At 63.6% G+C, this 26,568-nt stretch carries 23 protein-coding genes; 11 read left to right on the top strand and 12 right to left on the bottom strand.

Annotated features, from left to right (window positions below):
• Positions 1-75: 75 nt before the first annotated feature.
• The 5 genes from ubiB to OQE56_RS14735 all read right to left on the bottom strand — a co-directional run bounded on the left by ubiB (position 76) and on the right by OQE56_RS14735 (position 5,017).
• A complete protein-coding gene (gene ubiB / locus OQE56_RS14755) occupies positions 76-1,692 on the bottom strand; it encodes a ubiquinone biosynthesis regulatory protein kinase UbiB (RefSeq protein WP_267225552.1) in 1,617 nt (538 codons plus the stop codon).
• Between the two features lie 29 nt (positions 1,693-1,721).
• Entirely contained in the window at positions 1,722-2,375 is a 654-nt protein-coding gene (locus OQE56_RS14750) for a ubiquinone biosynthesis accessory factor UbiJ (protein ID WP_267225397.1), read from the bottom strand.
• 42 nt (positions 2,376-2,417) lie between these two features.
• Positions 2,418-4,181 (bottom strand): tetratricopeptide repeat protein, encoded by a 1,764-nt coding sequence (locus tag OQE56_RS14745; protein WP_267225396.1) that lies wholly within the window; start codon positions 4,179-4,181, stop codon positions 2,418-2,420.
• A 113-nt stretch (positions 4,182-4,294) separates the two neighbouring features.
• Entirely contained in the window at positions 4,295-4,762 is a 468-nt protein-coding gene (gene trmL, locus OQE56_RS14740) for a tRNA (uridine(34)/cytosine(34)/5-carboxymethylaminomethyluridine(34)-2'-O)-methyltransferase TrmL (RefSeq protein ID WP_267225395.1), read from the bottom strand.
• A gap of 51 nt (positions 4,763-4,813) precedes the next feature.
• Positions 4,814-5,017, bottom strand: coding sequence for a hypothetical protein (locus tag OQE56_RS14735; RefSeq protein WP_267225394.1), 204 nt, complete (start codon positions 5,015-5,017; stop codon positions 4,814-4,816).
• Positions 5,018-5,303: 286 nt separating this feature from the next.
• Here OQE56_RS14735 and OQE56_RS14730 point away from each other — a divergent pair, with 286 nt between their 5' ends.
• The 7 genes from OQE56_RS14730 (at position 5,304) to pssA (ending at position 14,250) form a co-directional block, all read left to right on the top strand.
• A complete protein-coding gene (locus OQE56_RS14730) occupies positions 5,304-8,177 on the top strand; it encodes a M16 family metallopeptidase (RefSeq protein WP_267225393.1) in 2,874 nt (957 codons plus the stop codon).
• A 94-nt stretch (positions 8,178-8,271) separates the two neighbouring features.
• Complete coding sequence (locus OQE56_RS14725) at positions 8,272-8,700, top strand: DUF4156 domain-containing protein (RefSeq protein WP_267225392.1); 429 nt, start codon at positions 8,272-8,274, stop codon at positions 8,698-8,700.
• Between the two features lie 165 nt (positions 8,701-8,865).
• Positions 8,866-9,360 carry a MarR family transcriptional regulator gene (locus tag OQE56_RS14720; protein ID WP_267225391.1) on the top strand — a complete coding sequence of 165 codons (495 nt, stop codon included), beginning with the start codon at positions 8,866-8,868 and terminating at the stop codon, positions 9,358-9,360.
• Positions 9,361-9,363: 3 nt separating this feature from the next.
• Positions 9,364-11,505: an FUSC family protein gene (locus OQE56_RS14715; protein ID WP_267225390.1), complete on the top strand. Its 2,142-nt coding sequence runs from the start codon at positions 9,364-9,366 to the stop codon at positions 11,503-11,505.
• Positions 11,495-11,695, top strand: coding sequence for a DUF1656 domain-containing protein (locus OQE56_RS14710; protein WP_267225389.1), 201 nt, complete (start codon positions 11,495-11,497; stop codon positions 11,693-11,695). The genes OQE56_RS14715 and OQE56_RS14710 overlap by 11 nt, the downstream gene beginning before the upstream one ends.
• Before the next feature lie 6 nt (positions 11,696-11,701).
• Positions 11,702-12,733 (top strand): HlyD family secretion protein, encoded by a 1,032-nt coding sequence (locus tag OQE56_RS14705; RefSeq protein WP_267225388.1) that lies wholly within the window; start codon positions 11,702-11,704, stop codon positions 12,731-12,733.
• A 122-nt stretch (positions 12,734-12,855) separates the two neighbouring features.
• On the top strand, positions 12,856-14,250 hold the full coding sequence (gene pssA / locus OQE56_RS14700) for a CDP-diacylglycerol--serine O-phosphatidyltransferase (RefSeq protein ID WP_267225387.1): 1,395 nt from the start codon (positions 12,856-12,858) through the stop codon (positions 14,248-14,250).
• Between the two features lie 218 nt (positions 14,251-14,468).
• Here pssA and OQE56_RS14695 read toward each other — a convergent pair whose 3' ends face one another.
• Complete coding sequence (locus tag OQE56_RS14695) at positions 14,469-15,065, bottom strand: GNAT family N-acetyltransferase (protein WP_267225386.1); 597 nt, start codon at positions 15,063-15,065, stop codon at positions 14,469-14,471.
• Positions 15,066-15,086: 21 nt separating this feature from the next.
• Complete coding sequence (locus OQE56_RS14690) at positions 15,087-15,293, bottom strand: YdcH family protein (RefSeq protein ID WP_267225385.1); 207 nt, start codon at positions 15,291-15,293, stop codon at positions 15,087-15,089.
• Positions 15,294-15,437: 144 nt separating this feature from the next.
• Between OQE56_RS14690 and ttcA the strand changes: the two genes are divergently transcribed.
• From ttcA to OQE56_RS14670, 4 genes are all read left to right on the top strand, one after another.
• On the top strand, positions 15,438-16,325 hold the full coding sequence (ttcA, locus tag OQE56_RS14685) for a tRNA 2-thiocytidine(32) synthetase TtcA (RefSeq protein ID WP_267225384.1): 888 nt from the start codon (positions 15,438-15,440) through the stop codon (positions 16,323-16,325).
• Between the two features lie 4 nt (positions 16,326-16,329).
• Entirely contained in the window at positions 16,330-17,529 is a 1,200-nt protein-coding gene (locus OQE56_RS14680; protein ID WP_267225551.1) for an amino acid aminotransferase, read from the top strand.
• A gap of 147 nt (positions 17,530-17,676) precedes the next feature.
• Positions 17,677-18,594 carry a recombination-associated protein RdgC gene (locus OQE56_RS14675; RefSeq protein ID WP_267225383.1) on the top strand — a complete coding sequence of 306 codons (918 nt, stop codon included), beginning with the start codon at positions 17,677-17,679 and terminating at the stop codon, positions 18,592-18,594.
• Positions 18,595-18,731: 137 nt separating this feature from the next.
• Entirely contained in the window at positions 18,732-19,502 is a 771-nt protein-coding gene (locus tag OQE56_RS14670; RefSeq protein ID WP_267225382.1) for a M48 family metallopeptidase, read from the top strand.
• Between the two features lie 230 nt (positions 19,503-19,732).
• Here the strand turns inward: OQE56_RS14670 and OQE56_RS14665 are convergent, their stop codons facing one another.
• The 5 genes from OQE56_RS14665 to OQE56_RS14645 form a co-directional block, all read right to left on the bottom strand.
• Entirely contained in the window at positions 19,733-20,737 is a 1,005-nt protein-coding gene (locus tag OQE56_RS14665; protein ID WP_267225381.1) for an alpha/beta fold hydrolase, read from the bottom strand.
• 74 nt (positions 20,738-20,811) lie between these two features.
• A complete protein-coding gene (locus OQE56_RS14660) occupies positions 20,812-22,665 on the bottom strand; it encodes a M1 family metallopeptidase (RefSeq protein WP_267225380.1) in 1,854 nt (617 codons plus the stop codon).
• A 146-nt stretch (positions 22,666-22,811) separates the two neighbouring features.
• Positions 22,812-23,129, bottom strand: coding sequence for an EF-hand domain-containing protein (locus OQE56_RS14655; protein WP_267225379.1), 318 nt, complete (start codon positions 23,127-23,129; stop codon positions 22,812-22,814).
• 122 nt (positions 23,130-23,251) lie between these two features.
• Positions 23,252-24,943 (bottom strand): acid phosphatase, encoded by a 1,692-nt coding sequence (gene acpA / locus OQE56_RS14650; RefSeq protein ID WP_267225378.1) that lies wholly within the window; start codon positions 24,941-24,943, stop codon positions 23,252-23,254.
• On the bottom strand, positions 24,940-26,493 hold the full coding sequence (locus OQE56_RS14645) for a S10 family peptidase (RefSeq protein ID WP_267225377.1): 1,554 nt from the start codon (positions 26,491-26,493) through the stop codon (positions 24,940-24,942). The genes acpA and OQE56_RS14645 overlap by 4 nt, the downstream gene beginning before the upstream one ends.
• Positions 26,494-26,568: the final 75 nt, after the last annotated feature.

Genomic DNA, 26,568 nt, shown 5'->3' with positions numbered 1-26,568 from the left:
CAGTGCCTCTGACGTGCTTGGCAAGAACGAAAGTCGCTGGATCCCAGCTTTCGCTGGGATGACGGTGAGAGGCGATCAACGACGAGGCCAGCCCGCCGCAAAGGCAATGAGTCCAGCCACGCCAACAACCGCGGCATGCCAAGCACCATGGTTCGGTGCCTGCGTCCACAACACCGCGCTACCAATCAGCAAACTGCCGCCCAGCAATCCAAACGACATCGCCCGGCGCGTGCGCTGTGCTTCTTCGCGCTGCTGCGCCAACGCTTGCGGGTCGCTCACCTCGCGTCGCTCGCCCTGCGCCACCTGCCGCAATGCATCGCGAATCAGCTCCGGGAATTCCGGCGCGGCGTGCAGCCACTCGGGCAAGTGGCGACGCACCGTGCGCAAGGTGCGCAACGGGCTATAGCGCTCGCGCAGGATGCGCTTGAGCACCGGGTGCGCCACGGCCCAGATGTCGATCTGCGGATCGAGCATGCGGCCGACACCTTCGATGTTCAGCAGCGTCTTCTGCAGCAGGATAAGTTGCGGCTGCAGGGTCAGCTCGTAGCGGCGTGCGGTCTGGAACAGCTTCACCACCAGCTCGGCCAGCGAAATCTGCGACAGCGGGCGGGTGAAGTACGGCTCGCAAACCGTGCGCACGGCGGCGGTGAGCTCGTCGATGCGTACGGTGGAAGGCATCCAGCCTGCGTCCACATGCAACTGCGCAATGCGTGCGTAGTCGCGTTCGAACAGGGCGATGAAGTTCTGCGCAAGCCAGTACTGATCTTCTTCCGGCAGCGAACCCATGATGCCGAAATCCAGCGCGATGAAGCGCGGTTCGCCCGGGCGGGCGGTATCTACCCAGATGTTGCCGGGGTGAGCGTCAGCATGGAAAAAGTTGTCGCGAAATACCTGTTCGTAGAACAGACGTACGCCCTTGATGGCGAGCGCCTTGCGATCCACGCCAGCCGCATCGAGGGCGGCGATGTCGTCGCAGCTCACGCCGTAAACGCGCTCCAGCGTGAGCACGCGGGCGGCGGTCAGGTCCCAGTGCACGGCCGGCACGTACATGTCCACGCCGCTTTCGAAGTTGCGGCGGAGCAGGCTGGCGCTGGCGCCTTCGCGCTGCAGATCCAGCTCGTTCTCCAGCATCTTCTCGACTTCGGCGACGACGTCGAGCGGGCGGATCTTGTCGGCGTTGGGGTGCCAGCGTTGGGCGAGTTCGCCCAGTGAGCGCAGCAGCTTGATGTCGCGTTCGATCTGCTTGTCGATGCCCGGGCGCAGCACTTTCACCACCACGGCGCTGCCGTCATGCAGCGTGGCGGCGTGAACCTGCGCAATGGACGCCGATGCGAGCGGCGTTTCGTCGAAGCTCGCGTAGTGCGTGGTTACCGGCGCTTTCAGTTCCTGCTCAACGATGGCGCGTGCTTCTTTGCCGGGGAAAGGCGGCACCTGATCCTGCAACTGAGCGAGTTCGTCGGCGATATCGGCGGGCACCAGATCGCGGCGCGTGGACAGCACCTGACCGGCTTTGACGAAGATCGGGCCAAGCGCGGTGAGCGCCAGACGCAGGCGCGCGCCGCGCGATAGTGCACGGACGTCTTCACGCGGCCTCGCCACAAACGGGCGGATCAGCTTGAGCGGGCGAAACAGATGCGCGGCGTCGACCAGTTCGTCGAGCCGGTAAGCGAGCAGCACGGAGGCAACGCGCATTACACGCGGTACGACCTTCAAAGGAGTCCTCACGCGGCGGGTCCTTTCTTCAGGCGCTGCTCCAGGCGGGCGAGGCGTGCTTCAAGGCGCTCGCTGCGTTCGCGCAATTCGTCCACGCCATCGAGGAAGCCCTCCACTTCGCCGGGCGCGATGGCAAGGCGTGCTTCGTCGCGCAGCCAGTCGGCGGTATCGGTGGTGAGATGGCTGGCGGTTTCCTTCGCATGGGCCAGCCCCTGGCGCACGGCCTTGGCCAGCGGCACGCCCAACACGTCGCCAAAGGTGCGTGCAAACGCTTCCTCGAAATCGGGAGCGAACTTGCTGGCGAGTTTTTCGAGGCGGCGTGCAAGATCGGCGTCGCCGGCAATCTCTACCTTGCCCGGCGCCACGCCTTCGTCATCGCGCTTCACCAGCATCGCCAGCAGGCTGCCCGGCGTGGCTGCGACGCGCAGATGGCTGTCTTCCTGGGCGGGGCCGACTTTCAGGCGTTCGCCTTCCACGGTGACCGACAACGCCAGCTCCGGGCCGCGCAGATGCAGCTGCACGCTGCGGCCATCGAGTGCGGACAGTCGCGCTACCGTTTCCGGATCGAGCGACAAGGTGTGATTCAGTGCGGTTTCCAGCGCGCGGCCGGCGAGGGCGCGCAGCGGGCGCGGGAGCAGGGAGAGGGGCGAGGCGGCAGTCATGCCGTTGATTGTAACGGTTGCAACGCGCCTGCCGCCCGGGCTCTATGCCGCGCGATCCTGGCAAAACCGGCGCAGTGCCTCGGCGACCTCACCGATGGTGGGAGCCCAGTCGTCCAGATGGGACTGGCGGAAGAGACGTGTCGTTCCTGGATACCACGGTGAATCGGTGCCCTCGTCCAGCCAACGCCAGTCCGTATCGACGGATGGCAGCAAGATCCAGCAAGGCTTGCCCAGTGCGCCGGCAAGGTGAGCGATGGCCGTATCGACACTGATCACCAGATCAAGCTGCGCAATGATGGCGGCGTCGTCGGCGAAGCTTTCGACATCAGATCCCAGATGCGTGAGCGGCTGATCGGGCGGTGGGGTGGCTCCCTCGTCTTCTCCCTGCCCCTTTTGCAGGCTCACAAAGTGCGTGCCGGGAACGTCCCAAAGCGGGGCGAGTTCCTTGAGGCTTGTCAGGGAGCGGTTTCGGTCGTTTGCGTAGGCGGTGCCACCTTTCCAGGCCAGACCGATGCGCGGCCGCGCGGTGGGCAGTCGCGATTCCCACGTGTAGAGGCGTTCCGCCGTGGGCCGCAGGTAGGGGATCCTGGTCGGGACGGTATCGAGGGTGGTCCCCAGGTGCAGCGGAAGGCTGAGCATAAAAGCCCAGACATCGTGGGCGGGCGCATTCGCGGCCTCGTCGGTCGTGAGCACGGCGTCGGCACCATCGATGCCTTCAAAAAGCGATCGAAGGCGCGGGCTGCAGACCAGGGTGACGTGGCGGGCGCCCCTCGCCTTCAGATCGGAAAGGTAGCGCACGAACTGGATCTGATCGCCGAGACCTTGTTCCCAATGGACGAGGATGGATCGGCCTTCGAGGGATTCGCCCTGCCACTGCGGATACGCAAATGTGGGCTGGATCAGGTGTGCGCCGGATCGGTTTTCCCCTTGGTGGCGCGCTTCGTACAACGGCCAGCCTTCTGGCCAGCGGCCCGTGTACAACAACAGCAGCCCAAGGCTCCAGCGGGCCTCGGCGTAATCGGGCCGAATGGCGAGTGCTTGCCGATAGGCGGCCTCGGCCTCGGCAAAGCGATTCATCTTCCGCAGCAGATAGCCAAGATTGTTGTGGGCCTCGGCATAGTCGGGCCGCAAGGCCAGCGCCTGCTGGTAGGACGCCTCGGCTTCAGGAAAGCGCTTCAATTCCTGCAGCAGATGGCCCAGATGGTTATGGGCCTCGGCATAGTCAGGGCGGATCGTCAGAGCTCGCCGGTAGGCCGCTTCGGCCTCGAAGAGGCGATCAGCGTCCCGGAGCAGGATGCCCAGGTTGTGGTGGACTTCCGCGTGATCGGGCCGGATCGCCAGCGCTTGCCGATAGGCTGTTTCGGCCGCTGAATAGCGCTTTGCCACCCGCAGCAGGTTGCCCAGGTTGTTGTGGGCATTGGCATGGTCAGGACGAATCGCGATGGCCTGCCGGTAAGCCGCCTCGGCCTCGCCAGGGCGCTCCATCTCCTGCAGCAAAACGCCCAGGTTATTTTGGGCCTCGGCGTGGTCGGGCTGGATGGCCAGGGCGCGCCGATAGCGCTCTTCGGCCTCAGGAAAGCGCCTGGTGACCCGAAGCAGGTTACCCAGATTGCTATGCACATCAGCAAAGTCGGGGTCTTCCTTCAGTGCACGACGCCAGTACGCTTCGGCGGCATCCAATTGCCCGAGCCGGCGAGCGCAAGCGCCGGCGATATTCAGCGCATCGGCATTTGCGGGTTCTCGCTCGAGCAACGCAGCCACGATCGCCAACGCCTCCCGAGGTTGTCCACGGGAGAACAGCAGCATGGCGTGGTCGAGAGCGTCAGGATGCGGAGACATGAAGAGCGGCGTTTCCGGATGAAATCAGGGCCATAGTGATGCAACGGCGGGACAAGCGTCCCCACTCGTCACAAAGCAAGCTAAACAGCCGCGCCATCAAAGCCAAACTGACGCCACGCCTCATACACCGCCACCGCGACGGTGTTGGAAAGATTGAGGCTGCGGCTGTTAGGACGCATCGGCAATCGCAGGCGCTGCGCTTCGGGAATGGCATCCAGCACGTCCCCTGGCAGACCAGCGGTTTCACAGCCAAACAAAAGGGCATCGCCTTTGGAGTACTGGGCGTCGACGTGCGCTATGCGGCCACGGGTCGAAAACGCGAACACGCGTGGCTGGCCGATGCCCTGCAGACAGCTGGCGAGGTCGTCGTGCACGGCCAGCTGGGCATATTCGTGATAGTCCAGGCCTGCGCGGCGCAGGCGGGCATCGTCCAGCTCGAACCCCAAGGGCCGGATCAGGTGCAACGTGGCGCCCGTGTTGGCGCACAACCTGATCACATTGCCAGTGTTGGGGGGTATTTCCGGTCGGTAGAGAATGACATGCAACATCCCACCATTATCGGGCCTCTCCGTGGCCCGCGAAACGTTGAGCGTCCTTGCTCAGCCGTTTGAAGCGCGCGGGCAGACCACGCCATCCGGCGGGAGCGCGCAAGCGATGGGGGTGGCAATCAGTTGACCGGCGCTACCGGCAGCGGCGAGGCGAATGGCATCCGGCGAAGCATTCACCATGGCACCCAGCACGAGTCCACAAACCAGCAGGCAGGCGACGAACAGGCCGCGCAGCATCAAGGCTTCGAATTTCATGATCATGTCTCCGATGAAGTTGGGTAGGTCCTGCACGGTAGATATGGCAAGGGCCGTGCCAAGTGCCTCTTCACCTTTAAGTGACTGTCATTGTTGGAAATTCTTTGGTGCATGCAGGCGCATTAGGGTGTCCGCGGACAGCGCCCGGGCGCTGTCGGACAGCCGGGCGGACAGTCGCTCTGACGAAGGTGTGGGCACTAACGCCCCTGCCGTTGGTCATTTGCCAAGGTCTCGGGGCGTCGATAGCCTCGGGCGGTTCATTCGTAAAACAATCAGGAGTGTCGTGATGGCAAGAAAGCCCCTCGCCCTGCTCGTCGCAGGTTTGCTCAGCATGTCGGCCGGCTTGCCCGCCGTCGCGGCACCGGAAGTCGCTTCGAGTGAAGCCACCCAGGCCGTGCCGGACATCGCGTACACCCGCTTCACCCTGCCCAACGGCCTCACCGTGGTGGTGCATGAAGACCACAAGGCGCCGGTGGTGGCGGTCAGCATCTGGTACCACGTCGGTTCCGCGGATGAGCCCAAGGGCAAGACCGGCTTTGCGCATCTGTTCGAACACTTGATGTTCTCCGGTTCGGAGAACCACAAGGGCACCTACTTCCAGCCGTTCGAACTGGCCGGTGCCACGGACATGAACGGCACCACCTGGTTCGATCGCACCAACTACTTCGAAACCGTGCCGACCACCGCGCTCGATATGGCGCTGTGGATGGAATCGGATCGCATGGGCCACCTGCTGGGCGCCATTGGCCAGAAGGAACTCGATACGCAGCGCGGCGTGGTGCAGAACGAAAAGCGCCAGGGTGAAAACCGCCCGTACGGCCGCGTGGACCAGAACATCCTGTCCAACACCTATCCGGGCAACCACCCGTACCAGCACGACACCATCGGCTCGATGGACGATCTCAACGCGGCCTCGCTGGCGGACGTGAAGCAGTGGTTCCACGATTACTACGGCGCCGCCAACACCACGCTGGTGCTGGCAGGCGACATTACCGTGGCCGAGGCCAAGGCCAAGGCCGAGAAGTACTTCGGTGATATTCCGGCCGGCCCGCCGGTGCCGCGTCAGCAGGCGTGGATCACGCCGCTGGGCAAATCCACGCGTGGCGTGCAGCACGATCACGTGGCGCAGCCGCGCATCTACCGCACATGGGTGGTGCCGCAGCTGGGTACCGACGACATCGTCCAGCTCGACCTCGCCTCCACGGTGCTCGGCGGCGGCAAGACCTCGCGTCTGTATCAGCGTCTCGTCTATCAGGACAAGCTGGTCGACGATGTGTCCGCAAGCATCGCGCCGTTTGCGCTGGCCAGTCAGTTCCAGATCCAGGCCGATGTGAAGGATGGCGTGGATCCGGCCAGGGTCGAGGCTGTGATCAACGAGGAGCTGAAGAAATTCCTCGCCGAAGGTCCGACGCAGGACGAGCTGGAGCGCGCCAAGATCGGCAACCGCGCGGGCTTTGTGCGTGGGCTGGAAAAGGTCGGCGGCATGGGCGGCAAGGCGGTGATTCTTGCCGAGGGTCAGGTCTATCGCGGTGATCCGGGTGCCTACAAGAAAGATCTGGAGCGCGCCGATGCGGCCACGCAGGCCAGCGTCAAGGCAGCGTCCGACAAGTGGCTCAGCCACGGCGACTATCTGCTGACCGTGCTGCCGGCGGGTGACAAGTTCAATCCGGAAGCGGAGGACGCCAAAGTCGCTGCGCTTGCGGTCGCCGAAGGCAAGCCGACGCCCAAAATGCCTGGCGCGCACGACTACAGCGTGGCCAAGAGCCAGGTCGATCGCAGCAAGGGCGTACCCAAGGTCGACAACTTCCCTGATCTGAGCTTTCCCACGCTGGAGCGCGGCAAGCTCAAGAACGGCATTGAAGTGATTCTCGCCCAGCGCCACACCATTCCGGTGACGCATGTGCAGCTGATGTTCGACGCCGGTTATGCCGCCGATCAGGGCCGCAAGCTCGGCACGGCCAGCTTCACCACCACGCTGATGAACGAGAGCACCAAGGATCTCGATTCGGTGGAAGTGGCCAAGCGCAAGCAGCGTCTGGGTGCCATCACCCGCCTGGGTTGTGGCCTTGATGCATGCTCGGCGTCGCTCAATGCGTTGAATGATCAGTTGCAGCCGTCGCTGGCACTGTTTGCGGACATTGTGCGCAACCCCGCATTCAAGGCCGACGATATCGAGCGTGTGCGCGGCCAGTGGCTGGCCGGTATTGCGCAGGAAAAGACGCAGCCCACTGCGCTGGCGCTGCGCACGCTGCCGCCGCTGCTGTATGGCGCCCATCACGCCTATGGCATTCCGTTCACCGGCACCGGCACCGAGGACGCGGTGAAGTCCATGCAGGCGTCCGACCTGATGGCCTTCCAGCGTGACTGGCTGCGGCCGGATAACGTGAAGATCATGGTCGCCGGCGACACCACGCTGCAGCAGATCATTCCGCAGCTGGATGCCGCGTTTGGCGACTGGAAGGCCCCATCCAGCGCGCTGCCGAAAAAGAACATCGCCACCGTGGCGGCACAGACCAAGCCGCGCGTGTTCCTGATCGACAAGCCGGATGCGCCGCAGTCGCTGATCCTCGCCGGCCTGCTGGCGCCGTCCAGCAAGGCGCCGAACGAACTGGCCATCGATGTGGCTAACGGCGCATTCGGTGGCAGCTTCACCTCGCGTCTCAACATGAATCTGCGTGAGGACAAACGCTGGGCGTATGGCGCTTTCAGCTTCATGCGTGATGCGATCGGCCAGCGTCCGTTCTTGATGTACGCGCCGGTGCAGACCGACAAGACGGCCGAGTCTGCGCATGAGGTGTTCAAGGAGGCCACCGAAGTAGTGGGCACGCGTCCGCTGACCGGGCAGGAAGTGGACAAGATCAAGGACTCCAACGTCCGTGGCCTGCCGGGCAGTTTCGAAACGGCTGCGGAAGTGCTGGGCGCGATGAGCGAGATCGTGCAGTACGGTCGTCCGGACAACTACGTGCAGACATTGAAGGCCCGCACCGAGGCCGTGACCCAGCCGGATGCGCAGGGCGCAATCAAGGAGATCATCAAACCCACCGCGCTGACCTGGGTGATCGTGGGCGATCTCAAGAAGATTGAGCAGCCCGTGCGCGCGCTGAAGCTGGGCGAGGTCGAGGTGATCGACGGCGACGGTAAGACGAAGCCGTCGAAATAATCCGTCTGATGTGTGGGGACCTGTTCACGTCCCCGGGTTAGGATGGAGGCCGGGCGGATAGCCGCCCGGCCTTTTTCATGTCGCGGAGTTACTCATGCGTAAGTCACTGCTGTTGCTCGTTCCCATCGCGTTGCTCGGCGCCTGCACCTACGGCATCACGCTGGACGATGCCGGCAAGAACGTCCGCACGGCCTGGAGTGGCGATATGTCCTCCTGTCACGATCTGGGCAAGGTCACGGTATCGGTGATGGATCACGTCGGTCCCGTGAACCGCAATGACATCAAGGTGCGCGACGAACTGGAAGTGATGGCCCGCAACGAAGCCGCCAAGATGCATGCCGACACCATCAAGCCGCTGTCCGATCCGAAGGACGGCTCGCAACCGTGGGGTGCCTATCAGTGCGGTACCGCACAGCTGGCGCCGGCCCATCGTCCGGCCACTGCGCCCACCAATCCGGCTGCTCAGCCCAACCCGCAGACCGCACCGGGTGCGTTCGAAACCTATCCGGCCAAGGGCAACTGACCGGCGGTCGACCGGGCGATGCGATACCGGTAAAAACGTTCAAGAAAAAGGCGCCCTCGTGGCGCCTTTTTCACATGCGTAGGCCGACGCTGTTGCGTGAACGTCGTGGCAGGCATAAAATTTACATGTATATATTACATATATGTACTATCTGGGCCGCGTGCCATGAGCAGCTTTCTTCCCACCGAACAACGACTGACGATCACTCGTCAGCGCCATCCCGCGTTTCCGCGGGAGCCGGCGGTGTTGGTGCGTCTGATCAAGCACATCTACAAACACGTGCATGACGACGCCAATGCCATGCTGCGGCCTTATGGCATCAATCACCCGGAGTACAACCTGTTGATGATGCTCTACGGCACCGAGGGTTACACCTTGCATGCCACCGAGCTGGCTGACGCGGCCGGTGAAAAGTCGGCCAATATCACCCGGCTCACCAATGAACTTTGCGACAAAGGGCTGCTTGCGCGCAGCGCCAGCGACGAAGACCGCCGCAAGATCGCGCTCACGCTGACGAAAGAAGGGACGGCGTTGATCGAAAGTTTTCTGCCCGATGTCTGCGCCCTGCTGGAACGGCAGGTGGGCGATATGCAGCCACGCGAGATGATTCAGCTGGAGCGTTTGCTCAAGCGGTTCCTCACCCAGCTGGAACGGGACTGAGCAATGTCGGCAGCACCATCCGAACTTTCGATCCAGCAACGCTGGCCGTGGCTGCGCGAGTTTCTCGTGGGCGAGCGCCAGGCATGGATCTTTGTCTTCAAGTGCATGCTGGCGTTCTATCTCGCCGCATGGCTGACCATGGTGTTCCAGCTGGAGCAGCCTTCCACCACCATGATCACGGTGTCGATCGTGATGCATCCGCAAAGCGGCATGGTGCTGGCCAAGAGCTTTTACCGCGCCATCGGCACCTGCACCGGCAGTCTGTTCGCGTTGGTGTTGATGTCGGCCTTTCCGCAGCAGCGTGAACTCTTCCTGTTCTGCCTGTCGTTGTGGGTAGGCTTGTGCGCGGGCGGCGCCGTGCTTTATCGCAACTTCATGTCCTACGGCTTCGTGCTCGCGGGTTACACCGCGGTGATCGTGATCTTGCCGGCCATCGATAACCCTTACGCCGTATTCAACTCGGCCGTGCAGCGCGTGAGCGAGGTGATGCTGGGCATCATCGTGGCGGGTCTGGTCAGCGATATGGTGCTGCCGGAACGTCTGCGCCAGGTGCTGCGGCGTAAAGCACGGGAACACTACGGGCACTTCATCGATTTCGCGCGCGGCAGCCTGGGTGGTGCCATTCCACGCGACGAGATGGAGCAGGCGCATCTGCATTTCGTGCGCGCGGCCGTGGAGATCGAAGACCTGCGTTCCACGGTGATCTTCGAAGACCCCGAAGCCCGTGCGCGCAGCAGTCGCATGCAGTTGCTCAATGTGCGCTACATGGCGGCGGCCACCAGCTTTCAGTCGCTGCATCATCTGATCAACCGCCTCAAGCGAAACCAGCATCCGCGAACGGCCGGCGCGCTGATCAAGCTCTATGCGCCCGTAGGCGAGGCGCTGTCGCCGCCTGCCGACCAACAGTACGTGCCCAGGTTGATAGCCACGCGCCTTGAAGCATGCGAACCCAAGCTGCCAGCACTCGCCGCCAGGTTGCGCGAAGAGCTGCGCCAGGATCCCGATCTGCTGCTGGAGTTCGATAGCGGCGCCGCGCTGCTCTACCGCTTCGTCAGGGAACTGCACGATTTCGCTGCGCTGGAAGCCGCACTACGCGAAACGCAGGGTTCGCTGGGCGGCACGGTAGAGCGGATCAGCTTCAGGCGCGCCAACGAGTTCGTCGCTCCCGCCATCGCGGTGGTCCGTACCTTCCTCACCCTGGCTGCGCTCAGCACGTTCTGGATTGCGATGAACTGGCCCTCGGGAACCACGGCGATGCTGCTGGCCACCGTCTTCAGCGGGCTGCTCGCGACCTCGCCGCGACCGATCCCTGCAACGGTCAATATGTGGATCGGCGTCGCGCTCGGCATGCTCGCAGCATTCATCGTCGTGCTGTGGCTGCTGCCCGGCAGCGATGGTTTCCTGATGCTGATGCTTACCAGCGGACCCTTGCTGATGATCGGCCCGTACCTGACCACGCGCAATGCGACGTTGCCGGGCATCGGTTCGGGCTACATGCTGGGTTTCGCCACCATTCTGGCGTTGAAAAACCCGATGGTTTACGCGCCGGAGCGGCTTTTCAACGATGCTATCGCCTCGCTGTTCGGTCTGATCATGTGCGGCGTGGCATTCATGATCATCCCTACCGTGATCGGCACGGAATGGCTGCGCCGGCGTCAGCTGCAGCAATTGCGCCGCCAGGTAACGATGGCCGCCACTGCGCCGCTGGAAGGTCTGGTGTATCGATTCGAGAGCGAGAATCGCGACCTGCTTCATCAGATCGTGCAGTTCACCAAACCGGGCAGCGCCGAGTCGCGCGGCCAGATCGCATGGGCATTGGCCGTGCATGACAGCGGCCGCGCGGTGATTGAACTGCGTCAGGACATGCTGCATGCCGAGCTGCCACCACCGATCATGGAAGCGATGCAGCGCGCCGTGCAATCGCTGGCGCGGCTCTACGATGAGCCCGACCAGGCGCGCTGGCAGGCGGCCGACCGCGACGTTGACCATGCCCTCACACTCACCCGGCAAACACTGCCGCAGGCGCGCGCAAGCTGCCAGCCGGCGCTGGCGCATCTTCTGCAATTGCGCACAGCGTTGCGCGACGACGAGTCGGCGCTCGCCCCTTACATCGTCAAGGCACCGGAGAACTCGCATGCCTCTTGAAATCGCACTCGGCGACGCACTGGTGCCCGGCATGCTGTTGGTGTACCTGGGTTGCCTGCTGGTGCTGTGGGCGGTCGACACCATCGTCGGCCGCTATGGCCTGTATCGCTATGTCTGGCATCCATCCCTGTTTCGCGTGGCCGTGTTTTTCGTGCTGTTTGGCGCGGCTGGCCTGTTGTTGTATCCCTGAGCCCCTATGAAAATTCAGCCTCAAGCACTGCTTCGCTTTTCCATCACCGCAGTCGTCGTCATCGTGGCGCTTGTGCTCGGCCACGCGCTGTGGCGGCACTACATGTATTCGCCGTGGACGCGCGATGGCCGCATTCGCGCGGAAGTGATCCGCATCGCGCCGGATATCTCCGGCCTGGTGACGCGAGTGCCAGCGCTCGACAACCAGGAAGTGAAGAAGGGCGACGTGTTGTTCGAGATCGACCCAGAGCGCTTCCGCATCGCCTTGCAACAGGCAGAGGCCAACCTCGCTGCCGCCAAGGCGAGTGCGAAGGCCGCCGGCGCCAATGTCGACGCCGTGCTGGCCAGCGCCAATGCGCGCAGGGCCGAATACGACATGCGTCAGGACCAGGCCAAGCGCCGGCAGGAGCTGGCCGACGTGGTGCCGAAGGAAGAACGCACCGATGCCAAATCCTCCGCGGATACGGCACTGGCCATCTGGCAGCAGGCTCAGGCGAGCGGGCATCAGGCCGGCGCCGCCCGCGAGCAGGCTGAAGCGGCCGTGGTGCAGGCGCAGGTCGCCGTGGACCGTGCCAAGCTGGATCTGGAACGCACCGAAGTGCGCGCGCCGGTGGATGGCTATGTGACCAATCTCGATGTGCGTGTCGGTGATTACGCTGCCACCGGCAGCCCGCGTCTGGCGCTGATCGATCGCCATAGCTACTACATTTACGGCTATTTCGAGGAAACCAAACTGCCGCATCTGCGCGTGGGGGACCCGGTGCAGATCCGTCTGATGAGCGGCGGCACCGAGCTCAAGGGGCGCATCACCGGCGTGGCGCGTGGCATTACCGATCGCGACAACCCGACGGGCCGCGACCTGCTGGCCGACGTCAACCCGACCTTCAACTGGGTACGACTGGCGCAGCGTGTGCCGGTGCGCATCCAGATCGATGAGGACAGCGTGCCCAAGGGAGTGATCCTCGCTGCTGGCATGACCGCCAGCATCGACGTGCAGCCGCGCCGCGTGCTCGACAAGGAACGCGAGCAGCCGCAATGAAAAAATGATTGTAGAAGCGCACTGGTGCGCGACCATCTGGCGGCGCACCAGCAGTCATGTCCGGGTCGCGCACCAGTGCGCTCCTACAATTAGCCGGTGGCGGGTTGATACCATGGCGCCCTATGAATCGACCGTTGCCCTCGCCGCGTAGTCTTGCCCGCCGACTGCTGTCACTGCGTCGCCGCCGCGAGCTGGATCTTTCCGGCTTCCTGAATCTCGCGGTGCCCGCCGATGCCATCGATACGCTGGCGGGCCCGGCGGCGTTCCGCGAAACGCTGCTGTCGCTGATTGCCAACGCACGCCACCGCATTGTGCTGGTGGCGCTCTACCTGCAGGACGACGACGCCGGCCGCGAAGTGCTCGATGCCTTGTACGCCGCACGCGCGGTGCGCCCGGGATTGAGCGTGGAGGTTTATGTCGACTGGCATCGTGCGCGTCGCGGGCTGATCGGCAAAGGCCACAGCGCAGGCAACGCTGCGATGTACCGGGAGTACACCGAGCGCTACGGCGAAGGCGTAGTGGTCCGCGGCGTGCCCGTGCAGAACCGCGAGCTGTTCGGCGTGCTGCATCTGAAGGGTTTCATCATCGACGATGCGGTGCTGTACAGCGGTGCCAGCCTCAACGATGTCTACCTGGACAGGCATGGCCGTTATCGCCTGGACCGCTACCACCTCATTCGCCATGGCGGCCTTGCCGATAGCATGGCCGATTTCGTCTATGCCCAGTTTCGCGACAACGACGCCGTTCCGCGCTTCGATCGCCTGCCGTTGCCGCGTCTGCGCGAATTGCAGGAGCCGATCCGGCGCTTACGCCAGTCATTGCAGCAAGCCCAGTACACCGGAACGAACGAGCCGGTAGCCGAAGGCCAGGTGGCGGTGATTCCGTTGGTGGGCTTCGGTCGCGGTGACAATGCCCTGAACGAAGCGCTGATGGACTTGCTGCGCGGCGCGCGCCAGCGGGTGATCCTGCTCACGCCTTACTTCAACCTGCCGCGTCCCGTACGTACCGCGATTGGCCATCTGCTGCGCCGCGGTTGCCAGCTCGACATCATGGTGGGCGACAAGACAGCCAACGATTTCTACATTCCGCCGGATCAGCCTTTCACGCGAATCGGTTTGCTGCCGTATCTGTATGAGGCCAATTTGCGCCGGTTTGCGCGCGCGCATCAGGGTGCCATCGAAACCGGTCAGCTCAACCTGTGGTTGTGGCGCGATGGCGACAACAGCTATCACCTCAAGGGTCTGTTTGTGGATAACGAGGTGGCCGTGCTTACCGGCAACAACCTCAATCCGCGCGCTTGGGCGCTGGATCTGGAGAACGGGTTGTTGTTGCGTGATCCGTCAGGTCTGCTCGCCGCGCAACATGCAGCCGAGTGGGAGGCCTTGCGCAAGCACGCGACGAGGCTTGGCCACTACCGTGAGTTGCAGGGAGCGCGCAGTTATCCACCCGAGGTGCGCAAGCTGCTGAAGCGGTTGCGGCGCGTGCGGCTCGATCGACTGATTGGGCGGTTGCTCTAAAAGGCCAGGTTCAAGATTTCTGTACCGCCACGTTATTACCTCACCGTCATCCCCGCGAAAGCGGGGATCCAGCGACTTTCGCCTTTCCGCACCGTTTAAAGGCACTGGATGACCAGCCTTCGGCTGTTGTGAAGCGCCTCCCGCTTTCGCGGGGATGACGGTGAGGGTAGTGGTAACGCTATGCGTGGATCTTGAGTAGGCGCTAACGCAGCGGGCTATCAGCCCGCCAATCTTTCCAACCGCAGCGCCAGCCAGCGCGAAACATCCGGCCATTCGCTGTCGATCACACTGAAGCACACCGTATCGCGCAGCGTGCCATCCGGACGGCGCTTGTGGTTGCGCAGCACGCCTTCGCGGCGTGCGCCCAGTCGTTCAATCGCGCGCTGTGAATCGAGGTTGCGGTGGTCGGTGTGGAATTCCACCGCCACACAGCCCAGCGTTTCGAACGCATGCTGCAGTAGCAGGCGCTTGCAGGCGGTGTTGACGTAACTCTTCTGCCAGCGCTTCGCGTACCACGTGTAACCGATGGCCACGCGGCGCGGGTCGGCGACGATGTCGTAAAAGCGCGTGGTGCCAATGATCTCGCCGGTGCTCTTTTCTCGCACCGCGAACGGCAGCATCAGCCCGGCCTTGTGGCCATCCAGTGCCTTGGTGATGTAAGCCGCCGCTTCACCCGGCGCCGGCGCGCTGGTGAACCACAGCTTCCACAGCTCGCCATCGGCGGCGGCGGCTTCCAGCGATGGGGCGTGTTCCAGGGTGAGCGGTTCAAGCGCGACAAAGGCGTCTTGCAGCACGACAGGCGGCAGCACAGGCATGGGGCTCCGGTGAACGAACGCTCAGGCGTCCAGGTCGGGAATCAGCTTACTTTCCAGACGGGCGATATGGTCCTTCAGCAGCAGCTTGCGCTTCTTGAGCCGGGTGAGCTGAAGCTCGTCGCGGCTGAGCGACGTGGCCAGATGCTCGATGGCCACGTCCAGGTCGCGGTGTTCGATGCGCAATTCGGCCAGCAGATGGGCGATGTCGGCTTGGTCCTGAACCTGCATGACGGTGGCTGGCGGCAAGGGGAATGCCGGAAAGTGTACCGCCGGCGGGCCATGGATGCCCTGACTCGTTCAGCAAGGGCATCCCCAGGGCACCCCTGGCGGTCAGGCCGTTACAATGGGAGGCCGTCCCGCCCGATCCTGTCCATGTCCGCCCAGCCCGACGCCACCCGCAAGCAGCATCACGAGGCCACCAAGCTGGCCAAGCGCCTGCGTCATCAGGTAGGCCAGGCCATTGCCGACTTCAACATGATCGAAGACGGCGACAAGGTGATGGTGTGCCTGTCCGGCGGCAAGGATTCCTACACCTTGCTGGATATTCTGCTGTCGTTGCAGGCCAGGGCGCCGGTGCGTTTCGAGCTGGTGGCCGTGAACCTGGACCAGAAACAGCCGGGCTTTCCCGAGCATGTCCTGCCGGACTACCTCAGCGGGCGCGGCGTGCCGTTCCACATCATCGAGCAGGACACCTACAGCACGGTCACCCGGGTCATTCCCGAGGGCAAGACCATGTGCAGCCTGTGTTCGCGCCTGCGGCGCGGCGCGCTGTACCACTGGGCGGCAGCCAATGGCGTCACCAAGATCGCGCTGGGGCATCATCGCGACGACATCCTGGGCACGTTCTTCCTGAACCTGTTCTATCAGGGGCAGCTGAAGGCCATGCCGCCCAAGCTGCGCTCGGACGATGGCCGTCACGTGGTGATTCGTCCGCTGGCGTACTGCAAGGAAAGCGATATCGCCGACTATGCAGAACAACACCAGTTTCCGATCATTCCGTGCAATCTCTGCGGCTCGCAGGAAAACCTGCAACGCAAGGCGGTTAAGCGCATGATGGAGGATTGGGAGAAGACCCAGCCCGGCCGCGCCGAGACTATTTTCCGCGCGCTGGGTAACGTGGCTCCCTCCCAGCTCGCCGATCGCAATCTGTTCGACTTCGCCGCGCTGGGCGCGCGCGAAGGTACTGCACGCGCCGATGCGCATCAGTGGCTTGCCGGGTCGCCCGATGAGCTGTCACTCCAACAAGAATCAGTCGAGTAACGCCGTGTCTCACTTTGCATCCGTTGAAATGACCCCGGGCGATCCGATCCTGGGACTCACCGAGGCCTATCTGGCCGATCCGCGTCCGGGCAAGGTCAATCTGGGCGTGGGTATCTATTACGACGAGCAGGGCCGCATTCCGCTCATGCGCGCCGTGCGCGAGGTGGAGCAGGCGCTGGCGCTGGAAGCCAAGCCGCGCGGTTATCTGCCGATCGACGGTCTGGCCACTTACAACGTCGCCACCCAGAAACTGGTGTTCGGTGAGGATTCGCCGCTGCTGGCCGCCGGCCGCGTGGCTACCTCGCAGACCATTGGCGGCAGCGGCGCGCTGCGTATTGGCGCCGACTTGCTGAAGAAAGTACTGCCGAACGCCAAGGTCGCCATCAGCAGCCCGAGCTGGGAAAACCATCGCGTGGTGTTCAGCGCGGCGGGTTTCGAGGTGGTGGAGTACGCCTACTACGACCCGCAGACCCACGGCCTGAATTTCGCCGGCATGCTGGCCGACCTCGGCAAGCTGGAGCCGGGTACGGTGGTGCTGCTGCACGCGTGCTGCCATAACCCGACCGGTGTCGATCTCAACGCCGGGCAGTGGCAGCAGGTGGTGGATCTGGTGAAGGAGCGCAAGCTGATGCCCTTCATCGACATGGCTTACCAGGGCTTCGACGAGGGCATCGACGCCGATGCCACGGCGGTGCGCCTGTTCGCTGCGTCGGGCATCGACGCATTCGTGGTGGCCAACTCGTATTCCAAGTCGTTCTCGCTGTATGGCGAGCGCGTGGGTGCGTTGTCCGTGGTGGGCAAGGATCGCGACGAAGCGCTGCGCGTGCAGTCGCTGGTCAAGCGCACCATCCGTTCCAACTACTCCAGCCCGGCCACTCACGGTGGTGCGCTGGTGTCCGGCGTGCTCAACAGCGTCGAACTGAAGGCGATGTGGGAGCAGGAGCTGGGCGAGATGCGCGAACGCATCCACGCCATGCGTGCCGGCATGGTGGAGAAGCTGGCTTCCGACGGCGCTCCGCAGTTCAGCTTCATCCAGGAGCAGGCGGGTATGTTCTCCTACTCGGGTCTGAGCAAGGCTCAGGTCGACCGCCTGCGCGAGGAATACGCCATCTACGCCATCGGCACCGGCCGCATCTGCGTCGCCGCACTCAACCGCGCCAACCTCGATACGGTGGTGAGTGCGGTGGCTGCGGTCAGCCGCTGATCTAGCCTCGACCCAACACGCTCGTCATCCCGGTGCAGGCCGGGATCCAGTGCCCCAGTGCATGAAGACGCGGAATGGCATCACCCATATGCCCCGCGACTGGATCCCGGCCTGCGCCGGGATGACGGCCAAAAGCACGGATACCGAATGTTCTTCCGCAATCTCACGCTGTTCCGCTTTTCCCCCGCCGTTTCCGAAGACCTGAGCCGCCTCGACGAGGTGCTGGGTGACTATCGGTTGCGCCCCTGCGGCCCGATGGAAATGGGCACCAAGGGTTTCGTGCCGCCCGTGGGCAAGGGCGAGGAAGCCTCGCTGACCCATGCCGTGAACGCCTGCACCATGGTCACCGTCGGCAGCGAAGACAAGTTGCTGCCCGGCGCGGTCGTTAACGACGAACTTCATCGCCGTGTGCAGAAGATCGCCGAAGAAGAAGGCCGCAAAGTCGGTGGCCGCGAGCGCAAGCGCCTGAAGGAGGACGTGCTGACCGAGCTGGTGCCGCGCGCCTTTATCCGCAGCTCGCGCCAGCGCGCCTACGTGGACAAGAAGAACGGCTGGCTGGTGCTGGATACCTCCAGTCGCAAGTCGGCTGAGAACACGCTCACCCAGATGCGCGAGGCACTGGGCAGTTTCCCTGCTGTCCCGCTGGCCCCGGAAGAGGGCCCCCGCGTGCTGATGACCGACTGGCTGGCCAACGGCAATCTGCCGGCCGGCCTCGCCTTCGGCGACGAAGTGGAGCTGCGCGACCCCGCCTCGGCCACCGGCGCCATCGCCAAGTGCCGCCGCCAGGATCTGGACGGTGAGGAAGTGAAAGAGCATCTGCGCAACGGCAAGCAGGTGTTTCAGCTCGGTCTCACCTTCGATGAGCGCATGAGCTTCGTGCTCGGCGAAGACCTGATCGTGCGCAAGCTGAAGTTCCTCGACGTGGTCGTCGACGAACTGGGCGACAGCCACCCCGACGCCGCCGCCGAGGCCGATGCCACCTTTGCCCTGCTGACCCTCGAGGTCGAGCGCCTGTTGGGCAAGCTGGAGGAATGGTTCGGCCTGCCGCGTCCCGCCGAGGCCTGAGATTCTCAGCCCCGCCCTGGCCATTCGGCAGGGTGGGGCTGGTCACAGGCTCGTCTTGCGAAGCCTGCATGCTCCCCCCACATATCCTCTGGGACACTAGTGGGCCTGGACGCCACGCAGTCGAAGCAGGCGGGGACATGACGCAGCACCTAGAAGGCGATTGGCTCGAACTGGCCACCGCAAGCGGCAGCACGATTCGTGTGCTGAAGACCGCGCATCCGCGCGCGCGCCGACTGCGCCTTACCGTCACGCCCAAGGGCGCGCGCGTGTCGTATCCGCACGGCACGCATCCGGCACAGGTGAGCGCGTTCCTTCGACACCATGCCGATTGGCTGGAGCGCAAGCTCGACGAGCTGCATCTCATCGTCAATCCGCTGCCGCCGTTACGCGTGGGCTCGCCTACTGAATTTCCGCTGCGCGGTGAAACCGTGCAACTTGACTGGGCAGAAGGCCCGTATCCCCGCGTCGATGCCGGCGAAGGCACGGTGACGTTGGTGATTCCTCGCCCCCACACTCGCGCGTTACCCGTGGCGCGTGGCCTGCTCGCGTCGTATTTCGAATCGCAGATACGCCGCGATGTGTCCCGTTGGCTTGCCAGCTATGTGCCGATGCTCGGACTGGCGCCCACCGCACTGCGCGTGCGTCCCATGAAGAGCCTGTGGGGCAGCCTCGACACGCGCGATCGCATCAATCTCGACCTCGCGCTGGCACTCGCGCCATCCAATGCGCTGCGATACGTGCTTGCCCATGAGTTATGCCACCTGAAAGTGCGCAGCCACGCACCGCGATTCTGGGCGCAGGTGGAAGTGCTCTTTCCCGAGTGGCGCGAGCAGCGCGACTGGCTACGCATGAACGGCGCGTGGTTGAAGACTGAACTGGATCGGCTGGTTGCCGACGTAGCGGACTAAAAGCTACCGAACAGAAGCTCATCTCTCCGGTAGCCGTCAAAGGTGCCGAGACGCTTTTCTTGCTCGTCATTCCGGCGCAGGCCGGAATCCAGTGACAGTAGAGCAGGGTTATCACCCAGCGTAAGGCAATCTGGCATATACGTCTTGCCGAAACGCGGCAACCTAACGATACCGCCACTGGATTCCGGCCTGCGCCGGAATGACGAGCGAAAGCGAGGCGCTTGAGCGCCTCAGTGCGACAGCGCAAACGACGTCAGTATGCGCACCGTCTCTTCCGGCTTCTCGAGTATCGGCATGTGATTGCAGCCGGTCATGGTGCTGGTGCTGATGGCGCTGGCGGTCTTCAGGCCGTTGCGCAAACTGTCGAGTGCCGAGATGTCGGTGATCTTGTCGTCATGACACCACAGGCCGAGCACCGGCATGCCGAGCTTGTCGAGACGGTTCTGCACGGACAGATACTGCGACGGATCGCGCAGCTCGTTGAACGTGTGCTCGATAAAGGCGCGGTTCTCCTGGTTGTGCTTGATCAACACATCCTGAAAACGGCCGGGGATATCCAGCGGCTTGGCAAAGGCCCACGCGGTGGCCTGCGCAAACTGCGCGCGATTGTCGAACACAAACACGTTCTTGCCGGCCTTGGCCTGGCGGGAGAAGTCATTCTCGTCGGCTTTCAGGCCAAACGAATCCAATAGCGCCAGTTCGGCGACATGCTCAGGGTGTTCAGCGGCGTAGACGCCGGCGATAGCGCCGCCCATCGAATGGCCAATGAGCACGAAGCGCTGCAGATTGAGTGCGCTGACAAAACCCTGCAGTCGCCCCACCTGCGCATCGATGTTGTAGCTGGCGCCGTCGACGCGGCTGGATTCGCCCCAACCCGGCAGATCGGGCGCAATCACGTGGAAGTGCGGCGTCAGCAGTTCGAGCTGTTTCAGCCAGACTTCCTTGCTGGCGGCAAAGCCGTGCAGCAGCACCAGGGTCGGACCCTGGCCGCCTTCGAAATACACCCATTTGGTGTCGCCGACCTGCACGGAGTGCTCGTCGACATGCGCGGCCATAGCCTGACGCTTCACATCGGCCTGCATGAGCCATTGCGGAGCGAACAGATAGGAGCCGCCCAGCACAACGATCAATAGCGCGGCGGTGTAGCCAAGGAACTTGAGGCGGCGTATGGCCAGCCGCTGCCACAACGGGCGGGTGGAAACGGTTGGCTTGGGCGTCGTCGATGTCGAAGTCATGGGGATATAAGAAACTCAGGGCGAACAATCGATGGCGGCGCGCCCCGCCTTTTGCAAGGAGGGGCGCAGCCGGCTTACTTGCCGTTTTTCTTTGCCTTGGCGAACAGCGCTTCCACCGCATCCTGCGTCAGCGGGTGGTAGCCGCTCTTGGCCTTGGCGTAAACCTGTTCGGCATAGGCGAGACCTTCCGGCGTTTTCACGAACGCCTTGTACAGCGGCATGGTGAGGTACAGACGGCCGATGCGGGTCATGTGCTCGGCAGCCGCGCTCCATACATCCTTGTCGCCGGCGGCGATCGCATGGCTATACCAGCGCATGCCGATCTCGGCATTGGGCGTGCCGGTGAGGTGCCATGCGGCATCGATCTGCTTGATCTTTTCCAGCGGCGTCACATCCGGCAGGCCGTCGAGGAAGTACATCCACTCCTGCGTGTTCCAGCTCTTCGCATTGAGCTTGTCGGCCGCGAGCGAGCCGGCGAGGAACGATGCGCGCTCCTTGTCGATGGCGTTGAAGCGCGGTGAATCCGGCAGCGGCGCGTTCTTGGGAACGCCCGGCTCGTACACCCACTGCTTCACTTCGTCCCAGCTCATCTTGCCGGGGTTCTTGTCGAACAGGTTGGCCTTCAGGTAGTCGAGCATCTGCTCGGTGGTGATGCTCTGGAACGCAAAGTGCGCGAAGTAACCTTTGAGGTAGGCGTCGAACGTCTCGCGGCCGAAGCGCTCTTCCAGCGTGCGCAGGAACCAGCTGCCCTTGTCGTAAGGCACTTCAGAAATCGAATCGTCCGCGCCGATGCCAGGCTTTGGCGCGAGTCGCTGCGCATTCTCCGGCATGTCCTTGATGCTCTTCTGCAGGCCGCGCGCGGAGATCAGCGCTTCCTCGTCCGCCAGCGCCTTGCCATAGACAGCTTCGGTGATGCGCCCCTGCACATACGTGGTGAAACCCTCGTTGAGCCAGATATCGCGCCAGGCAGCGCTGGTAACGAGGTTGCCCGACCACGAGTGGGCCAGCTCATGGGAAATCACCGAGACCAGGCTCTTGTCGCCGACCAGCAGGGTCGGCGTGGCAAAGGTCATGTTGGGGTTTTCCATGCCGCCGAACGGGAACGATGGCGGCAGCACCAGCAGATCGTAGCGGCCCCACGCATACGGGCCGTACAGCGATTCGGCCGCCTTGATCAGCTTCTCGGTGTCTTCAAACTCTTTCGCGGCCTTGCCTGCGATGCTCGGCTCGGCATAGACGGCCGAACGCGGACCGGTTTCCTTCGCCGCGATGTCGCCAGCGGCGATGGCGAGCAGGTACGACGGGATCGGATGCGGCTGGCTGAAGCTGAAGTCGCCGTCGAGCGGGTGGTTAGCGTCGTTCAGTGCGCTCATCACCACGCGCACATCCTTCGGTGCGGTGACGTGGGCGTTGTAGGTGAATCGAATGGCCGGCGAATCCTGCAGCGGCACCCACGAACGCGCATGGATGGATTCCGATTGCGAGAACATGAACGGCAACTTCTTGTCGGCGGTCTGCTCCGGCGTCAGCCACTGCAGGCCCGATGCGGTGGGCACGGTCGAGTAGACAATGCGCACCTGCGCCGGATGCTGCGGCGTAGCGATGGTGAGCTTGCTGCCCAGCTCCTTGTCGCGCGGCGCGAGTGCGTACTTCAGCGCGTTGGCCTTGCCGGCCGCGTCGATGCCTTCGATGCGGGCGATCTTCAGGTCGCGCGTGTCGAGCACCAGCGACTGGGCCTTCGGGTCCTTCCAGTCCAGCTTCAGCGTGGCCTGGCCATCGAGCTGCTTGCGCGGAAAGTCGACCTTCAGATCCAGATCGAGGTGGGTGACGCGGACCTGGTCGGGCTGGGCGTACGAGTGCGGGTCGGCAGCGAAGGCGCTCAGCGGCAGCACAAGGGCGCCGAAGGCGAGGGCATGGAACGGGCGCATCGGGGGAAACTCCATCAGCAGGAGCGCCGAGTATGCCACTGGCGGGCAGGTGGCCGCGGGTGCGGATGGTCACCCCGGAGGGGCAGCCGGCTGCTTCGGTGGGAGCGCACCCTGTGCGCTCCCACGGGGAGGGCGATCAGCGCAACTTAATGGGTCGAACTTGCCGCTGCCGGGGCGCTATGTCCCTGCTGCAGCGACTTGATGTAGTCCACCACATCCTGCTTGGACACTACGCCGCGATGGGTCTTGTCGATCTCATCGAAATGCGCGCGAATGAACGGCACAGGACCCTTCTCGGCTTCTTCCTTGGTCAGCAGCCCGTCTTTGTTCTTGTCAGCGATGTCGAAGTTCTTCGTCGCGTTCTTGTACTGGTTGGCAATGGGGCCAAGGCCCGTCTGCGCATGGGCAGCGGTGGTGGCAGCGATCGCGATGAGGGCGGTGAGCATCAGGCGGGTGTGGCGCATGGCGGAGCTCTCGGCTTGGAATGGCGGTGGAGTATGCCATCCGGGATGTGAGAGGTGCGTTCTGGCGACGCCCGCTACGTTGTAGGAGCGCACAAGTGCGCTCCTACAAGAGGCGCGAGGTGTTACGCCCTAAAATCCAGCGCGTTGGTGAGGTCGCCGGGTGGCGGTCCGCCAGCCGCTGTCATTGCCTGTTCGCGCAATGCAAGGCCGGGAAGCTTCTCCAGTCCGAAGCGGCGCGTGAGGAAACGGGCGATGGAGCCGGTGTCGTAGATCGTGTGATCGACATGGCCCTTCTTGGCGAATGGCGACACGATGATGGCCGGAATGCGAGAGCCCGGTCCCCAGCGATCGCCTTTGGGCGGCGCCACGTGATCCCACCAGCCACCGTTCTCGTCGACGGTGATGATCACCAGCGTGTGCTTCCAGGCAGGCGATTTCTGCAAGCTGTCCACAATGCGCATGATGTGCCGATCGCCCGCATCCACATCCGAATAGCCGGCGTGCATGTTGAGATCGCCTTGCGGCTTATAGAAGCTCACTGTCGGCAGACGACCGGCTTCAATGTCGGCGAGGAAACGGTTGGTTTGCGACGTTTCGCCGGTACCCCCGTCGCGCAGATGCCGGGCGCGTGCTTCGGTACCAGGCGCGAAACTCTTGAAATAATTCAACGGCTGATGGTGCATCTGAAAGTTGGGCCGCTGCGGGAACTGCTTCTCGTCGCCATCGCCCTTGCCATCCAGTGCCATCTGCCACGCACCGGCGTACCACGCCCAGTCCACGCCGGCTTTGGACAGCACGTCGCCGATGGTCGGGTGCGACTGTGGCGGCAAAGTGTTGGGGCTATCCGGATCGGCCAGATTCGGATGGCTGCCCGACTCTGTCGCACTGGGCGCATAAGGCGGCGACATGGTGTTGACCGCGAAGAAATCCGGCGTCAGCGCACTGCGCGAAGCGAACTTGGGCCGGCCATCCATCGCACTGCGCGGTGAATCCTCGGCCAGCTTCAGGCGTGTGTCGGTGGGCTTGCCGCTTTCGGTCACGGCGATGTTGAAGCGGGCAGGGCTCTGGTCTGCGGCGGGGTAGAACGGTGGTTGCGCCGCCACCAGATATTGGTGGTTGAGAAACGAGCCGCCGAACGCGCCCATGAAGAAGTTGTCGCACAGCGTGTACTGGCGAGCGAGTTGCCACAGGCGCAGATGAGCGGCGCTGTCGCCGTAGTAGCCCATCACCATCGCGCCGGTATCGCTCCAGGCCACGAAGCCGTCGTTCTTGCCCTCGTTGATCTGTTGCTGGTTCTCGTAGAAGCGATGCACCAGATCGCGCGTCACGACGCCATGCGGCAGCGGCTCGCCAGCGCCCGTGCGCAGCGCCCACGGCGCATTGGGCAGGCCCGTGAGGTCGTCCTGCATCACCTGATACGTACGATGGTTCACCGTCTGCTTGTGTGGCGCGAGGCCGTGCCACACCGGCGGCAGGGTCTTCAGCAGCGAACCGTCGCGGTCGCGTTGCTGGTACTGCTCGGGCTTCAATGCGCTGAGTGGCTTCTCCACTCCGGGGAAGTCGGCAAACAGATTGTTGAAGCTGCGGTTCTCCGCATAGATCACCACCACCTGCTGGATGTGCTCGCGCAACGCGGCATCGAGCGGTGTGGATGCCGCCTGCACGGTCAACGGCGTACTGGCGAGCGCTTCGCGCCCGCCGACGGCGAGTGACGCGCCGGTCAGCGCAAGGCCGCCAAGCAGGCGGCGTCGCGATGGGTCGAGCGGCTGCTCGCTGGTGTCGTCAGTGGTGTTCGAGGTGGGGCGTTTGTTCACGGTGCAGCATCGTCATAGAAGTGGCTCAGATCGGCTTTGCTCTGTTCCAGCGAGCGCTGATCGAGATAAATCATATGGCCAGAGGCATAGAAGCCATACGAAATGTTCTTGCGCTGCGCCGGTTCGAGGCCGAGATGGCCGAGGTCGAACTCGGTGGCGTAGAACGGCGTGGCCAGATCGTAATAGCCATTGGCCGAGAACACCTTCAAGTGCGGGTTGCGCCGCATGGCGTCGCCAAGGTCGTCCGCCACATAGGTGGCCTGCAACCAGCCGCCGTTCTTTTTGCGCTTCCAGTCCCAGGTCTTGCCGACATTGGCGTAGTTGTTGGGCAGATAGGACTGATCGGTGGTGAACTTCAGTTCGTTTGCGGCGTACTGGTTGAACATCGCCACATAGGCCCCGGTAATGGCATCGCTCGCGGTATCGCCATCGGGCACCTCCCCGGCCGCATCGGGGTCGATGCCATGGAAACGGCCGTCCAGACGTCCGACGGTCAGGCGCTGGTCGCGCATCAGCTCCTTGCGGAAGCGGCTGGGACCCACACGCAGATTGGCCTCCTTGATGTACTGCGGCGACAGGCCCAGGTAGCGGCTCATCTGATTGGCGATGCGGTCGGCCTCAGCCGGCTCGATGGCGTCACCCTTGGCCAGCGCCAGCGTGTAGTCGCTGGACGCAAAGCGCCGCACTTCGGCGAGAAACGCGCCAATGTCGGCGGGCTTGTTGGGCACCCTGTTGTGATACCAGGCAATCGCCGCCTCGGTGGGCAGGTTCATGACGTAGCCGTGATCGATGCCAGGCGCGGCGACGGCAAAGTCGAGAATCGACGACATCAGAATGACGCCGTTGAACTCCATGCCCTTTTCCTGCAACGACTTCACCAGCACCGCCGAGCGGGTCGTGCCGTAGCTTTCGCCGAACAGGAACTTCGGCGAGTTCCAGCGATTGTTGGTGCTGACGTAGCGGGAGATGAGGCGGGTGAAGGCGTCGGCATCCTGGTCTACGCCCCACACGTCCTTGCCCTCGGTCTTGCCTACCAGTTGCGAATAACCGGTGCCCGGCGCATCGATGAACACCAGGTCGCTCTTGTCGAGCAGGCTGCTCTCGTTCGGCACCCAGTGATACGGCGCGGGCGGAATCGGCTTGTCGCCGTCGTTGGCCACGCGCACCGGACCGTACGAGCCCATGTGCAGCCACATCGACGACGAACCCGGGCCGCCGTTATAGAAGAACGTCACCGGCCGCTTGCTGTTCTTGCCGCCGTCCACCGTGTAAGCGACGTAGAAGAAACTTACCGTCGGCTTGCCCTTGTCGTCGCGGATCAGCAAGGTGCCCGCGGTGGCCGTGTAGTTCACGGTGCGTCCGCCGATGCGCACGCTGTGCTTGGTGACGGACTTGCGTTCGGGCGGAATGGGTTGTTCGTCGGCGCTCTTGTCTTTGTCGCCCTGTTCGGACTTGGACGCGTCTTTGGGCGTGTCGGCGGCGTGCAAGGGCAGGGCGCCCAGCGCGAGAATCGTGGCGAGGGTGAGCGTGGCGATGGAAAGCTGGCGCATGTCAGTGAATTCCTTGGTGCCCTTTCATGGGTGCTGCAGGCATGTTGCTTCCTCAACGTCATCCCCGCGAAGGCG

Source organism: Dyella silvae (assembly GCF_026421305.1).
GTDB lineage: Bacteria > Pseudomonadota > Gammaproteobacteria > Xanthomonadales > Rhodanobacteraceae > Dyella > Dyella silvae.
The sequence above is the reverse complement of the archived record's forward strand: the minus strand, read 5'-3'. Positions and strand labels throughout refer to the sequence as shown.